The sequence below is a fragment of the Spirosoma aerophilum genome, from assembly GCF_054782495.1.
This window is the reverse complement of the sequence record NZ_BAAGSJ010000035.1, coordinates 58,264-72,187: the sequence shown is the minus strand read 5'-3', so window position 1 is coordinate 72,187 and position 13,924 is coordinate 58,264. Positions and strand designations below refer to the sequence as shown.

Genomic DNA, 13,924 nt, shown 5'->3' with positions numbered 1-13,924 from the left:
AACACAGAGGTTGATCAGGGAATAAAGTTTCCTGATCAACCTCTGTGTTCTTTGTGCCGCACGGCGGACCGTCTCTGTGGTTAAATCTTTTTGATCTAATCGCTGTATAACGTGGGTGATAACTGCGTGTAAGCTAGATTTTAAGCTAATCAACCCATTATTCACGTTAATTAATTACTAATCTGCTCTTTATTCGGCGGCTAACAAATACGATGCACCCGCCGGGCGCAATCTATAACGCATCATCTGATACCCGCCAGACGGTTGCGCATTGGCATCTCCGGCTTCATAAACCGGAAATTTCCGACACAGGATTGAGCGTTCCACCCATAGACTATCGTGGCCCATGTAGCCTTTGCCTACAGGGCTCTGCCAATTAGCGAGCTTGATGTCCGCTTTACGTTCAGGCAGGAACTGCCAGGCATATACCCGTCCAAACGACCCGCTTCCATCGCTGGTGCTATAGACATACAACTCCGGAAAGCGATTATTGTCCAGATCAGCTACCTCTGCCCCTGTGACGGCACCGTCTACCCGAATACGAAAATTGGTCAGCAGTAATTCGCCCCGATACGCCTTGATGTGTGCCTCTCTTACGCGTCCGGTATCTACTGCCACCACCGTAAAGGTATAGACATTAAACCGCAGCGATTTATTGAATTGCGGGTTGGCTATAGCCGCTGGCTGCTCCTGTACAAGTGGTTGGGTATGGTTGACCGTGGCCGAATGCTGAAGCTGCCGATTGCTTTGCGCAACCCCGGCACACCAAGCCATAGCGACCAAAAAACAACACAACTTCCCCATCATTGACTACCTGTACCAGTTTGCCAACGAATAACGATGCAGAATCAAAAAAAGTTGATATATCTACGGCTCCAAAAATAATTCGCCTATTGAAGTTAGTTTTATTAGAGTGGGTAACACCTGTATTCCTTTGGGGGTCAGGCTATATTCAACGCGTGGCGGCACCTCATTGTACGACTTTTTCTCAACTACACCTAAGCTTACCAACGCTTTAAGTTCCTGTATCAAAACCTTTTCACTTACTTCCGGAATCATTCTCCGTAACTCGCCGTATCTGCGGGCTTCTGTCCCTATCTGATATATAATAAATAGTCTCCACTTTCCACATATTATGTCTAATGTTTTTTGAAGAGCAAAATGCTTTGGGTCGATAGATTTGCGAGTATTTACCTGGTCGTTCATGAGGAAATAGGTTACTAACCTTTTGGTTCGTAACATACTGATTAAAAGAGACTTATATCGATATTGACAAATATAGATAAATGTAATAAATCTATAAGCCGGTCATATTTCACAGCTATTATATAAACAAATGTTTTTTTGTTAACCCTCTACTAATCAACAAAAAAAATATTTATCTACATAAACTTTCCGGACAGATTTTTACAGTCTCAAGTAGTTAAAAACTCAAAAAGCGATTCGTTGTATTCCTTATAAAATAATCATTGTCGCTTCTTTAAAGAAGAACGATTACGGCATTCAGATTAGACATTTTTATCAGGCAATTGTTAGGTAACGGTTTGACTATATGAATAATCATCATTGGTATAGAAACGATGTTCGTTTCCCGTTCTATTTTTGCTGACTTATCGATCTATACTTGAAAACGCTGCTTGTCATTGCGGGTCCAACGGCTGTGGGTAAAACAGCCCTCTGCGTTCAATTAGCCAAAACGCTGAACACGGATGTCGTTTCGGCTGATTCACGACAGCTTTATCGGGAATTAAGCATTGGAACGGCAAAACCTTCGCTGGAGGAAATGGAAGGCGTGCGACATCATTTTATTGATTCACACTCTATCCTGGACCCGGTAAATGCGGGTCGCTATGAGCGGGAATGTCTTGAGGTGCTGAATGCGCTGTTCAGAACAAAAGATGTCGTGATTTTATCGGGAGGAACCGGCCTGTATATTAATGCCGTCTGCTTTGGCCTGGACGATATGCCAGCCGTTGACCCGGCGTTGCGTGAACGATTATTCACCCGGCTTCAGCAGGAAGGCCTGGAAAAACTTCAGCATGAATTACAGCAACTCGACCCGGTCTATGCCGAAACGGCCGATTTGCAGAACCCCGTGCGCGTAACGCGTGCCCTGGAAGTATGCCTGACAACGGGAGAGCCATACTCGTCTTTTCGAAAGCGGCACACCATCGAACGCCCATTTAAATCCGTTCTGGTTGCCCTCGAACGACCGCGCGATGAGCTATATGCCCGAATCGATGCCCGGATGGATGCCATGCTGGCGTCTGGCCTATTGGATGAAGTTCATACACTCGAACCTTACCGCCAGCTCCCTGCCCTGCAGACGGTTGGCTATCAGGAAGTTTTCCCCTATCTGGATGGCCTCTATGATTATGATGAGATGGTACGATTACTCAAACGCAACTCAAGACGCTACGCCAAACGCCAGTTGACCTGGTTCCGAAACCAGGGAAATTATCAGTGGGTAAACCCGGAAGAAGGGTATAAGATGTATGATGTATGATATATTTGGCTATCGACTGCCTCATACATCGTACACCATACATCCCTCTTACTGTGCCCTGTAGGCCAGCATTCCGCCAATAACGTTACGCACGTTATTAAAGCCATTTTGTTCAAGAATCTGCTGCGCCATGCCGCTTCGCGCACCCGACCGGCAATGAACAATTACTTCTTCATCCTGCAAGCCATCCAGTTCATCCAGCCGGTACGATAAATCGCCCAATGGAATCAGAGTAGCCCCAATGTTGTCGGCTTCATATTCGTGGGGTTCGCGAACATCGAACAGATTCAATTTTTCGCCCTTGTCAAGCCGCTCTTTTAACTCCTGTACGGTAATATCCATGGTTGCTTAATCGGTAAGTTAGTAAGTTGGTAAGCGGCTTCGCCCAAGTTAATAAGTGGTTGATGCGAGTAGTACTTTTCGTCGGCCACTTACTGACTTAGGCGAAGCCACTTGTTAACTTACTAACTCTTTTAATGTTGAATAATCAATTTTTGAATGACGGATCGCTTGTCGGCGATAAGTCGGATTAAATATAAGCCGTCTGGCAGATAACTCAAATCTAACGTTTGTTGGCCCCGACTTGGTTCGAGCGAATGCAATAGCTGGCCATTGCTACTCATAACATGCAGTTGCGTCAGCTGCGGATTGTCCCACCGGATCAGCCCCGTCGATGGGTTCGGATATACCTGCAAGAGAGCCAGTGGTTCGGGTTCCGGTGTTGCAGTCACAATGGAATCAGGTTTCGCCCCCATAACAGGCCGCAGCATAAATGCCCCGCGTATGTTTAGGGAAGCCGATACGGTATTTTGATCCCAGCTTGACCCGCCATTATAAAAAATCTGAGCGCCAAATGGGCTGTTTTTATCGAATCCTAATCGCAGCAACGACGTATCACTGCTGGCGATTTGCTGGTAGCCCACATAAAACGTGTCTTTTACCGAAACACTTCGGGTAAACTTGAACTCAACAAACCCATTGCGGGATGCCGGGTATTGAGTCTGGAATGACTGCTGATAGATGGCGGTGCCTGGCCGGCCACCCCGGTTATTATAAACGCTAATGACAAAGGGCTGCCCGCTCTGATTCGTGGTGAACGGCACAATACACGCCCGAACGCCCCCAATGGCATCAGGCTTATTCAGGATAAACCGTACCGCTACCTGCTCACGCTGCCTGATCTGCTGGGCATACTCCCAGGTGCCATCATCATACGCATAATAATTGTCAAGAGCCGCCACCGCCGAAATGGTATCGTTGCGACGAAGATTAACACCCGGTATCGACGGGTTCTGGTCGTCGGTGGTCAGCAGGTCAAACTTATAACGTAAAATAGCGCTGGTCGCTGAGCCAAGGCCTGTAACGGGTGTAAGCTTTGCGGTTTTCCTCTGAGAACTAAGTGATGGAATAAGCGTCGAACTGGTTTGCGGATTATCCTGTACAAGGCGCCCAGATACGTCATCGCGTACGGTAAAACGAAATGTAGTGAAGTTGAAGTTATTGAACAGGTTGTTAATTTCTGTCGTTACTGAATCGGCAGTTTCCTGGGCTGGGTTCACAACATATTGCGACAACGGCATGGCCGTGTAACGCCTTAAAAAGGGCGTAAGCGCCCGCCGAACGGCAACGTCTTTCACAAATCGATCATTGACCGACCGCCCCTTATTCAGGTAAATATAATCGACATGCCAGGTATCGAATGGACCTGATTCACGACCGAATGTTCGGAAGCGAAACGCAAAGCCAGCATGGAAATAGGCGGCATTGCGGATCGGAACAAACACCTGAAAAAAGTTATTATTGATGATGCCTCCCACTTTGGCCCAAACCGTTCGCCAGATGCCGCTTCGGTCCAGAAACTGAACCGTGAGCGAGTCACCCGCCTGCCGGCTCAACGAATCGCCGGGGTCCGGCAACTCACCCTCTCCCTTGGCTTGCCAGTAGAAACTCAGGTACACAGAGTCAGCCGCCGTCAGACCGGCCATGTTGATGGGTAATGACGCCAGCGTATCCGTATACCCCTGCGAGAGGGGCGAGTTCTGAATATAAGGCCGTCCACTGGCATTTAAACCATCAAACGAAGCCACATTGATCGTTGGCGGATCAATAGCCATCGTGTTATTGATGTATACACCGCTGCCCGGCTGCCAACGGGTGGCCTCGGGTCGATCGAGGCCGGGGCGTCCGCTGGCGGTTGAGAAATCGTCGAAAAATGGGAGACTCAGGGGTGTCTGTGCTTGCCCTATTGAATAAGACAGAACAAACAATACCAGCAAAAAGCCGCGCAGACGACGTCCGAAAAACGGGATAAGCGGCAGAAAAAACAAAGCAATTCTCATCTGGTATCAGGACCGGAAGTAGGTTGATTAGTCCGGATCAATGGGTCCTACGATCCACAAATCCATCGTTTCGCCAACGCGGATGCGCTCGCCGGAACGGGCTTCGGGCCGTTGTCGGACCACAGTGCCGACTTCCTTTTCAGGATCTTCAACGGAAATTTTCGTGCCAACTTTCAAGTTTGATCCGCGAATGGCGGCTTCTGCTTCATCGAGTGGCAACCCTACAACGTTCGGAATCTCAAACATCGTACTTCCTAACCCATCGCCCACTTCAAGATCGATTTGTGCCCCTTTGGGAATGGGCGTTCCGGGGGCAATTTCCTTGCCGTTATAGAGTTGGCGCAGAACCGAATTTTTGGCTACGTCGGGCACGTAGATAGGCGGCCCAATGACCAGATCGAGTGACTTGAGGTTCAGCTGCGCACTTCGGAGGGTTAACCCCTCCAGGTTGGGCATCTGCACCATGGGTGCCATACGCTTGGTGATGGTCAGATAGATTTTGCGCCCTTCTTTTACTTTCGCGTTGGCCCGCGGGTACTGCTGAATAACCGTTAGTGGTTGCATGCCGGCGACAAAGGTGCAGTCGACTTCATACCGAAGGTTACGGTCGTCCAACAAACTCTGCACCTCATCCAGACTCAGACGCGTCACTTCAGGAACCGTAATGGTTTGTCCATGATTGGTTGTGAACGGCAGATAGACAAAGAAAAACGCCAGAAATAAGGCAGCCACTAGGGCCAGAATAATGCCAATGTGAACCAGCAGATCAGTAAAGGAGCGGGTGCTGATTTTAGCCATTCGGGAGGGTTAATTCGTGAAGTTTTACGGACTACACTACATTTTTTCGTTTACTAATTTCACAAAAGTAGCAGAATCTACCACCGCCTACCGATAGCCGGCAAACATTTTTTTGAGGTATTTCCCGACAATATCGAACTCAAGATTGACGACGTCGCCCGCTTTCAGGTTCCGAAAATTGGTGTGTTCGTACGTATAGGGAATAATAGCGACCCGAAAACTATCCGTTTCTGAATTGAAAACGGTTAAACTGACGCCATTGATACAAATTGAGCCTTTTTCGACCGTTATGTTCCGACTGGCCGGATCATCGCCCGGATCATACTGAAAATCAAACAACCAGCTGCCGTTTACATCCTGCACACTCGTACAAATACCCGTTTGGTCGACATGCCCCTGCACAATGTGACCATCGAAACGGCCATTGGCGGGCATACACCGTTCGAGGTTGACCCAATCGCCGGTAGACAGCTTGCCCAGATTCGTTTTTTTCAGCGTTTCATCAATGGCGGTAACGGTATAGCTCCCATCGGCCACGCTGGTCACCGTCAGGCAAACACCATTATGGCTAACACTCTGATCTATCTTTAATTCAGAAGCCAGAGACGACTCAATTCGAAACGTAAGGTTGGTACCCTCTGCGTCAATGCCCGATACAATACCGGTACTTTCAACAATGCCAGTGAACATGATGTAATTAATAAGTTATTAGGTCGGTAAGTTGATAAGTCAGTAGGTCACTGACGTCTGTGTTGCTTTTGCGTCAGTGACTTACTGACTTATCAACTTACCGACTTTCTACTTACGATAAACAGCGAACTGCCAAAGGGCGTTCGCCGGAAGAGTTTTTGTTCGGCCCGAACAAGTTTGTAGAGGGTTTCGTTGACCCACGGATGGGGCAAATACACATCCGACCGGGCCTCTTCCGGGGTACGTCGGCGGAGTGTTAGCTGTAAGCGCTGCCATTGACGAACAAACAGGATCAGGGGCGATAACGCAAAGCTCCAGTAGGTAGCGAATTCGATAGACAACCCAAAAAGAGGTAGGACTTTCCTGAAGTCGGCCAGTACAAATCGCCTGATGATACCAACCGCCAGATCGTGCTCGCCCCGAAAAGCGTTAAACGCATTGTTATTGGACACTAAAATCCCACCGGGCTTAATCCGATTCGACAGGGCAGCTATCAGAGGTCGTAATTTGTCGTCCGTAAAATAACAGAATACATCGTTGCAAACGATAACGTCGTACTGTACATCCGGCTCGAAGCTATCGATATCGTTCAAATTCATGAACGTAACCAAAAATCCCCGCTCGCGGCAAAAAGAAACCGCATCCAACGACCCATCGACGCCTGTCAGCGTGGTATAGTTGTGCTGCCGCAAAAAGTTCAGCAGCCCCCCGGTACCACAACCCGCATCCAGAATCGCCAGATTCCGACGTTCGCCAAACTGTTGTTGAATGCTGTGCTTTACCCGTTCGTGTAAGCTACGGTACCACCACAGTTGCTCTTCCAGTTGGAACATTTTCTCGTATTCTTCCGAGCGACCAATCATTTTTGAGGGGGCAAAATTTATACCAGGGCCAGGCCGGATACTTTTGGAAATGACTCAGCGGGTAGCCACCCGTTTTCGGCTTCTGACTTCTTTTTTTATAACATAGGGCGGCAACCCACTATAGGCCATAAATAATTTACCAAGGTATTCGCCCAGCACACCCAGGAAAAGCAGTTGAATGCCCACGCCCATTAAAATCATCCAGACAACAAAGCTCCACCCCGTTAACGGTATCAGATTATTCAGTCTCGCGATCAACAGAAAAACACCACTTACTGTACCCAGGGCGAGTAAAGCAGCGCCCAAAACCGTAAACAGGCGGATTGGCCAAAGTGAATACCCGACAAATACGTTCATGAACAGAGAAACCAGCTTACGAAATGTGTAATTTGATTTACCTTCTGCACGGGTATTATGCGGTACCTCGACAGTTCCCACATGGCGGGTCACACGAAAGATAAGCCCGTCGATGTAGGGGAACGGACCATGATACCGAATCACTTCATCCACAACCTCCCGCCGAATGAGTTTAAAACTGGACAGATAGAGATCCCGTGGTTTATCGATTGAATAGGTCGTTAAGGTGTTGACCACCCAACTACCCAGATTTCGAAACCAGTGGTGCTGTTTTTGAGCATAACGGCTATAAACGACATCGTAATGGCCGGCTTCGGCGGCATCAACGAGTGTTAAAATGGCTTCGGGTGGGTTTTGAAAATCATCGTCGATGATGACCACATATTGACCACGAGCTTGGTTAAGTCCACACAATACGGCATTGAACTCGCCAAAATTCCGGCGCAGGGAAACAAATTCGACAGTCTCGTAATTCTCTTCCAGTTGTTGACAGATCGCTTCAACACCATCCGTACTACCATCATTAACCAGTATGATTTCAAACGATTGTCCGGCCAGACAAGCCTGTAGCCGATCGACCAACGGCGCAACGGTGCGCTCGCTGTTGTATACGGGAATAACTACGGATAAGTACATATGCTTAAAACAGGTGCCAGCGCTATGGGTAATATTATATCTACCATTTACGCACTCGCACCTGCGTTTACGGTCTGAATAATATGGGTTACTTCGTCGTCAGTCAATGTGGGATTCAGCGGCAGGCTAATTGCGTTTCGGTGCAATTGCTCAGAGATCGGCAGAGATAGCGCTGAAAAATCCGCATAGGCTCGTTGGTGATGCGGAGGAACCGGGTAATGAATATCCGTTCCAACGCCCGCCTGATGGAGAGATGTCCGAAAATTGTCGCGCTGTGCATGCTGAACGACAAACAGATGCCAGACATCCTGGTCAATCTGATCAGCAGGTGGCAGCGTCAGGTCAGGATTTTTGATTTCCGTCAGGTATCGCCTGGCCACTTCCCGACGGCGCTTATTGTCTGAGTCCAGAAACGGCAACTTGGCGGTGAGTATAGCGGCCTGAAGTTCGTCTAATCGACTGTTATGACCAGGGTAATCGTTGATGTACTTTTGGCTTGATCCATAGTTTCGTAGTGCCCTGAGTTTGTCGGCCAGTTCATCATCGTTCGTGGTAATGGCACCCGCATCGCCCAGGGCACCCAGGTTTTTAGTCGGGTAAAAACTCCACCCGGCCGCATCGCCAAGGTTACCGGCCTTCTTCAATACTTCCTTTTGCTGACCCGTTGCGTACGTTGCGCCATGTGCCTGAGCGGCATCTTCGAGCACCTTGAGGCCATATTCCCTTGCCAACGCATTAATAGGGTTCATATCACAGCAACGACCGTATAAATGAACGGGTAAAATGGCTTTTGTTCGGGATGTTATCACCGCTTCGATGCGGGCTGGGTTCGGCAAATACGTTTGTGGGTCGGGCTCAACAAAAACGGGCACCAAACCAGCATGCGTAATACTCAGCACCGAAGCGATGTACGCATTCGAGGCAACGATCACTTCACTATTGGCGGGAAAATCCCATGCTTTCAGCACTAAGGTGAGGGCATCGAGCCCATTGGCGACGCCGATGCAATGACGTGTTTGGCAGTAATCGGCGAACTGCTGCTCAAATGTTGCCAGTTCACGCCCCAGAATATACCAGCCAGATGCCAGGACCCGCTCAACAGATTGCCTTATGAACAAGTCATAAGGCGCATTTATTTGTTTCAGATCTAAAAAGGGAATCATTCAGAATCAACCATCACTTCCCGGCTAGTTTTCTGACCGTTCAGGTAGGGCTCGTATATGTAATCGTCTTTATCATATAACTCATTCGAAACGACCAGCAGAATAGCGTCTTCCGAAAACTCGTCCATAATATGCCAGTCGGTTGGTTCAAGTACCAGACACTGACGTGGATTCGTTAACAGAAATGTATTTTCTTCCAGTCCATCATGATTATAAACACGACAACTGCCACTCACACAAATAAGCGCATTCCATGAACGATGATGGCGATGACCGGCACGAGCCGTTTGGCCAGCTTCGTATATATAAAATACCCGTTGAATCACGCCTGGGATAATTCCTTCAAACACAGTTAGATTGCCCCTGTCTGATTCAAATGTTTTCAAGTCGTAAAGTTTGGCCATTCAGAAAGTATATTTGGCAATTGATAAAGTCGATGTTACAGATCGCGCTAAAGTTATTAAAAACAGGCCGAATATATGGATATTAAGCTAAACTTAACTAAGTATAATTGCTTAATAATTTAACAAAGTGTACTACACTCGTTATTACGTCTATTTTTGGGCAGTTAATCTTAAACCCACTTATGTTGAAAAATAAATATTTTCTGGTAGGTATACTCCTGGTTCTTACAGCGCTTCTGTATTTCACATTTTCTGGTGGAGACGGCACCGCAACGAATAATGGACTTGAAGAAACCGTCGACCCAAACGCTTACAGCCAGCAACTTACCGAGAAGCGAAAAGAAAAAGATGAGTTTATGCGAACAAGCGCCGACTCACCCATTACCGAAAAAGGATCGTTTACCGGACTTGCTTATTTTTCGCCAGACCCCGCCTTTCGGGTTGTGGCCCGGCTCGAACCCTTCGCCGACAAAACCCAAAAACTGGTTGTTCGTATGAGCGATGGCAGTGAAGAGGTTTATGAAAAATTTGCCCATGCCGTCTTTAGCCTGAATGGCGAAGCCCATCGGCTACTGGTCGTGAAACTTGAAAACACCTATTCTATTCTCTTCCGCGATGCCACAGCGGGCAAGGACACCTATGGGGGCGGTCGATACATTGAGATTGACCCAAAACAACTAACAGATACCCAAGCCATCATCGACTTCAATACGGCATATAATCCCTATTGTGCCTACAATCCTACTTATGCGTGCCCGTTGCCGCCAGCCGAAAATAAGCTCCCGTTTGCGGTGACAGCCGGAGAAAAGTATACAGCTCATCCGTAAAAAGGGTATCGTCCTAAACAGTTTTTGACGCCAATTAAGCAGAAGTGCCATTAGTCAATCAAGCAATTGGCTAACTTTGCACTAATTATCTGCTTTGCCTCTGTATGGAAGTTTCCTATAAATGGTTACAAGAGTTTATTGAATTACACGAGTCCCCGGAAGAGGTTGGTAAATTATTGACAGCAACGGGGCTGGAAGTTGAAGGAATTGAAAAAGTTGAAGCTGTTCCCGGCGGGCTGGATGGCGTCGTTATTGGCGAGGTAATTACCTGTACCAAACACCCCGATGCTGATAAACTAAGCCTCACAACTGTGGATGTTGGCACCGGCCAACCCCTGCCCATCGTTTGTGGAGCCCCCAACGTGGCAGCCGGTCAGAAGGTTGTTGTGGCCCTTGTTGGTGCCACGCTGCATCCTGCCTCGGGAGATGCCTTCCAGATCAAAAAAGCCAAAATTCGCGGAGCAGCCTCAGAAGGGATGATCTGCGCGGAAGATGAAATTGGTTTGGGTACATCACACGCAGGCATCATGGTGTTGACGACTGAGTTGCCCAATGGAACACCAGCTGCCCGGTATTTCAATTTGGAAGCTGACTATCAGATTGCCATTGGCCTGACCCCCAACCGCATTGATGCAGCCTCGCACCTGGGTACTGCCCGCGATTTGAAAGCCGTTCTGAACCGGCCCCTTCGCCTACCTTCAGTTGATGAATTTACGGTCAGCAACACCAACCTGACGCTGGACGTACGGGTAGAGGACACCGCTGCCTGTCCGCGTTATGCCGGACTCACCTTAACGGGGCTTACGGTGGGCGAATCGCCGGACTGGCTAAAGCAGCGACTGCTGAGCATTGGCCTGAACCCCATTAATAACGTTGTTGATGTAACGAATTTCGTGTGTCATGATTTGGGGCAGCCCCTTCATGCATTCGATGCCGACAAGATCACGGGCAAGCAGGTACTAGTGAAAACCCTGCCCGAAGGCACTCCCTTTGTTACACTCGATGGGGTAGAACGAAAACTTAGTGCGACCGATCTGATGATTTGCGATGCCGAAAAACCGATGTGCATTGCGGGTGTGTTTGGCGGTCAGCATTCGGGCGTATCGACGCAAACGACCCGGATCTTTCTGGAGTCGGCTTATTTTTCGCCCACCTCCGTCCGCAAAACAGCCCAGTACCATGGCCTGAAAACCGACGCATCGTTCCGTTTCGAACGGGGAATCGACCCCAACATAACGATCTTTGCCCTCAAACGGGCGGCCCTGCTCATTCAGGAAGTAGCTGGCGGAACAGTGAGTTCGGCTATCACCGACATCTATCCCAACCCAATCGAGCCTTTCCGCGTACTCGTTCGCTACCGGAATATCGATCGGTTGATTGGCATTAAAATTGATCATGCTGAGATTCATCGAATCCTGGAAGCCCTTGACATCCAGGCGGAATCAGCTCAGGATGATAGTTTCATAGCGGTTGTTCCGCCGTACCGGGTTGATGTAACGCGGGAGGCTGATGTTATTGAAGAAATCCTGCGGATTTATGGCCTCGACAATGTACCGCTCTCGGTCAACCTAGCCGCCGAATCGTTATCTGAGTTTCCCAAGACGGACCCCGACCAGTGGCAGGGACGGGTGAGTCAGTTGATGGCTGCTAATGGATTCTATGAAATTCTGACGCTATCCCTTACCCGGCCTGCTTACAATGACGCCATTCGGTCGACATTGCCTGGGGCCGACGTAACACTACTCAACCCGCTCAGCGAAGAGCTGTCGGTAATGCGGCAGACGTTGCTATTTTCATCGCTCGAAACGTTGGTTTATAACCTGAACCGGCGTCAAAAAGATTTGAAATTATTCGAGTTCGGCAAAGTCTATCATAAAGTAATACTTGAAGATGGCGCCACGAAATACGTGGAACGCATGCGGCTAAGCCTGGCCATGCTTGGCAACCAGAATCCGGAAAGCTGGCTTCAAAAGGGCCAACCGGTTGCTTACCACGATCTGGCCAGCGCAGTTCAGCGGGTTTTGAACCTTTTCCGGGTCAAGACCTACGACACCCAGCCCGCTGACCCAGCGTTATTTCAGTATGGACTAACATTTGTCGTAAATAAAAAGCCTCTGGTCAGCCTCGGTCTTGTCAATCCCAAGCTAACAAAATTGGTAGACCTGAAGCAGCCCATTTTCTACGCTGATTTCGATTGGCAGGCTCTGCTGAAGCTGGCGACGACCAAAACTCGTTATGAAGAAGTGTCGAAGTTTCCAGAAGTTCGGCGTGATTTATCACTGGTTATAGACTCGGGGGTTACCTTTGAACAAATCAATAAATTAGCCCGTCAGACGGAGCGGAAATTATTACGCTCTATAAATGTGTTTGATGTGTATGAAGGCCAGAACTTAGGTGGCGGCAAAAAAGCGTACTCTGTCAGCTTCATGTTGCAGGATACGACACAAACCCTCACCGATGTAACGATTGATAAAACAATGCAACGGCTAATGAGCGCTTTCGAGCAGGAATTAGGCGCGGTGATTAGAAAATAATGGTGGAGTAGTGGAGTGATTAAGTAGGCAATTAATGTCAAGCACTTAACCACTTCGCTGTTTAACCAATTACTGTATAAACAACTGTGGTTAGCGAACATCAAATTATTGCACTTGTTGAGCGATTTGAGCATAAGCTTAAATTGCTGACGAGGGTATATTTAGATGCACAGAAACGAGTCGAACAGCTGGAATTAGAAAATTCTATTCTACAGGAAAGCTTACGGAAAGAACAGGAAATGGTTAGGCAACTACGGAAAAAACCTGTTATTCCAGAAAAAAGTACATCAAAGTCAAAAGATGTTGGTATAATTGTAAAAGACAATCTGTCTGAGACAGATACGAATGCTGAATTAAAACAACAACTCGACGAGTATATCCGGGAATTGGAACGGTGCATTGCTCACTTGAGTAGTTTGTCATAAACCCAAATTGGTTCTAGGGGATAGCCCTGATTGAGCCGGCTGCAGCGATGGAAGAATTGCCAATTCGCGTTAAAATAGCTGATCGATTCTACAAATTAGCTGTAGAACCGGAATCGGAAGCTATTGTCCGCGAAGCCGCGAAATTGATTCAGGATGAACTGAAACAGTATCGGGAAAGGGGGCTTAATGATACACAGGAAGCCCTGGCAATGATAGCCTTCGATTGCCTGGTCACCAAGCTCAGAGGAGAACGACAGATGCAACGATTACAACAAATGGTGTTTGACAAAATAACTCAGTTAGACCAGGTCGTCACGCCGGTCATCACGACATAAAAACGGCGGGCTTCCACCCCAAAATACAGTAGAGTTGATGTTCAGGG

The 13,924-nt window shown here is 48.1% G+C and carries 15 protein-coding genes; 5 read left to right on the top strand and 10 right to left on the bottom strand.

Annotated features, from left to right (window positions below; translation table 11 throughout):
• Positions 1–189 precede the first annotated feature (189 nt).
• Positions 190–774, bottom strand: a complete 585-nt coding sequence (locus ACYVK4_RS27955) for a hypothetical protein (protein WP_461130872.1) — start codon at positions 772–774, stop codon at positions 190–192.
• A 93-nt stretch (positions 775–867) separates the two neighbouring features.
• Positions 868–1,206: a winged helix-turn-helix transcriptional regulator gene (locus tag ACYVK4_RS27950; RefSeq protein WP_461130871.1), complete on the bottom strand. Its 339-nt coding sequence runs from the start codon at positions 1,204–1,206 to the stop codon at positions 868–870.
• Positions 1,207–1,624: 418 nt separating this feature from the next.
• Between ACYVK4_RS27950 and miaA the strand changes: the two genes are divergently transcribed.
• Positions 1,625–2,506, top strand: coding sequence for a tRNA (adenosine(37)-N6)-dimethylallyltransferase MiaA (gene miaA, locus ACYVK4_RS27945; protein ID WP_461130870.1), 882 nt, complete (start codon positions 1,625–1,627; stop codon positions 2,504–2,506).
• 48 nt (positions 2,507–2,554) lie between these two features.
• Here the strand turns inward: miaA and ACYVK4_RS27940 are convergent, their stop codons facing one another.
• The 8 genes from ACYVK4_RS27940 to ACYVK4_RS27905 all read right to left on the bottom strand — a co-directional run bounded on the left by ACYVK4_RS27940 (position 2,555) and on the right by ACYVK4_RS27905 (position 9,756).
• Positions 2,555–2,848, bottom strand: coding sequence for a rhodanese-like domain-containing protein (locus ACYVK4_RS27940; RefSeq protein WP_461130869.1), 294 nt, complete (start codon positions 2,846–2,848; stop codon positions 2,555–2,557).
• A 131-nt stretch (positions 2,849–2,979) separates the two neighbouring features.
• Positions 2,980–4,845: a T9SS type A sorting domain-containing protein gene (locus ACYVK4_RS27935; RefSeq protein ID WP_461130868.1), complete on the bottom strand. Its 1,866-nt coding sequence runs from the start codon at positions 4,843–4,845 to the stop codon at positions 2,980–2,982.
• Positions 4,846–4,872: 27 nt separating this feature from the next.
• Positions 4,873–5,643: a PASTA domain-containing protein gene (locus tag ACYVK4_RS27930; protein WP_461130867.1), complete on the bottom strand. Its 771-nt coding sequence runs from the start codon at positions 5,641–5,643 to the stop codon at positions 4,873–4,875.
• A gap of 87 nt (positions 5,644–5,730) precedes the next feature.
• Positions 5,731–6,333: a riboflavin synthase gene (locus tag ACYVK4_RS27925; protein ID WP_461130866.1), complete on the bottom strand. Its 603-nt coding sequence runs from the start codon at positions 6,331–6,333 to the stop codon at positions 5,731–5,733.
• 92 nt (positions 6,334–6,425) lie between these two features.
• A complete protein-coding gene (locus ACYVK4_RS27920; RefSeq protein ID WP_461130865.1) occupies positions 6,426–7,196 on the bottom strand; it encodes a class I SAM-dependent DNA methyltransferase in 771 nt (256 codons plus the stop codon).
• A 54-nt stretch (positions 7,197–7,250) separates the two neighbouring features.
• Positions 7,251–8,189, bottom strand: coding sequence for a glycosyltransferase family 2 protein (locus ACYVK4_RS27915; protein ID WP_461130864.1), 939 nt, complete (start codon positions 8,187–8,189; stop codon positions 7,251–7,253).
• A 47-nt stretch (positions 8,190–8,236) separates the two neighbouring features.
• On the bottom strand, positions 8,237–9,352 hold the full coding sequence (locus tag ACYVK4_RS27910) for a DegT/DnrJ/EryC1/StrS family aminotransferase (protein WP_461130863.1): 1,116 nt from the start codon (positions 9,350–9,352) through the stop codon (positions 8,237–8,239).
• On the bottom strand, positions 9,349–9,756 hold the full coding sequence (locus ACYVK4_RS27905) for a sugar 3,4-ketoisomerase (protein WP_461130862.1): 408 nt from the start codon (positions 9,754–9,756) through the stop codon (positions 9,349–9,351). The genes ACYVK4_RS27910 and ACYVK4_RS27905 overlap by 4 nt, the downstream gene beginning before the upstream one ends.
• Positions 9,757–9,938: 182 nt before the next feature.
• Here ACYVK4_RS27905 and ACYVK4_RS27900 point away from each other — a divergent pair, with 182 nt between their 5' ends.
• From ACYVK4_RS27900 to ACYVK4_RS27885, 4 genes are all read left to right on the top strand, one after another.
• The gene (locus ACYVK4_RS27900) at positions 9,939–10,583 is read left to right on the top strand and encodes a DUF1684 domain-containing protein (protein WP_461130861.1); all 645 of its coding nucleotides are present in this window, start codon (positions 9,939–9,941) and stop codon (positions 10,581–10,583) included.
• 104 nt (positions 10,584–10,687) lie between these two features.
• Positions 10,688–13,117 (top strand): phenylalanine--tRNA ligase subunit beta, encoded by a 2,430-nt coding sequence (pheT, locus tag ACYVK4_RS27895; RefSeq protein ID WP_461130860.1) that lies wholly within the window; start codon positions 10,688–10,690, stop codon positions 13,115–13,117.
• An 86-nt stretch (positions 13,118–13,203) separates the two neighbouring features.
• A complete protein-coding gene (locus ACYVK4_RS27890; RefSeq protein ID WP_461130859.1) occupies positions 13,204–13,542 on the top strand; it encodes a hypothetical protein in 339 nt (112 codons plus the stop codon).
• 47 nt (positions 13,543–13,589) lie between these two features.
• The gene (locus ACYVK4_RS27885; protein ID WP_461130858.1) at positions 13,590–13,877 is read left to right on the top strand and encodes a cell division protein ZapA; all 288 of its coding nucleotides are present in this window, start codon (positions 13,590–13,592) and stop codon (positions 13,875–13,877) included.
• Positions 13,878–13,924 lie beyond the last annotated feature (47 nt).

Coding starts and splice junctions, on each gene's coding strand:
- ACYVK4_RS27955 (WP_461130872.1), bottom strand. CDS start 774: ATGGCTTGGTGTGCCGGGGTTGCGCAAAGCAATCGGCAGCTTCAGCAT.
- ACYVK4_RS27950 (WP_461130871.1), bottom strand. CDS start 1,206: ATGAACGACCAGGTAAATACTCGCAAATCTATCGACCCAAAGCATTTT.
- ACYVK4_RS27940 (WP_461130869.1), bottom strand. CDS start 2,848: ATGGATATTACCGTACAGGAGTTAAAAGAGCGGCTTGACAAGGGCGAA.
- ACYVK4_RS27935 (WP_461130868.1), bottom strand. CDS start 4,845: ATGAGAATTGCTTTGTTTTTTCTGCCGCTTATCCCGTTTTTCGGACGT.
- ACYVK4_RS27930 (WP_461130867.1), bottom strand. CDS start 5,643: ATGGCTAAAATCAGCACCCGCTCCTTTACTGATCTGCTGGTTCACATT.
- ACYVK4_RS27925 (WP_461130866.1), bottom strand. CDS start 6,333: ATGTTCACTGGCATTGTTGAAAGTACCGGTATTGTATCGGGCATTGAC.
- ACYVK4_RS27920 (WP_461130865.1), bottom strand. CDS start 7,196: ATGATTGGTCGCTCGGAAGAATACGAGAAAATGTTCCAACTGGAAGAG.
- ACYVK4_RS27915 (WP_461130864.1), bottom strand. CDS start 8,189: ATGTACTTATCCGTAGTTATTCCCGTATACAACAGCGAGCGCACCGTT.
- ACYVK4_RS27910 (WP_461130863.1), bottom strand. CDS start 9,352: ATGATTCCCTTTTTAGATCTGAAACAAATAAATGCGCCTTATGACTTG.
- ACYVK4_RS27905 (WP_461130862.1), bottom strand. CDS start 9,756: ATGGCCAAACTTTACGACTTGAAAACATTTGAATCAGACAGGGGCAAT.
- ACYVK4_RS27900 (WP_461130861.1), top strand. CDS start 9,939: ATGTTGAAAAATAAATATTTTCTGGTAGGTATACTCCTGGTTCTTACA.
- pheT (WP_461130860.1), top strand. CDS start 10,688: ATGGAAGTTTCCTATAAATGGTTACAAGAGTTTATTGAATTACACGAG.
- ACYVK4_RS27885 (WP_461130858.1), top strand. CDS start 13,590: ATGGAAGAATTGCCAATTCGCGTTAAAATAGCTGATCGATTCTACAAA.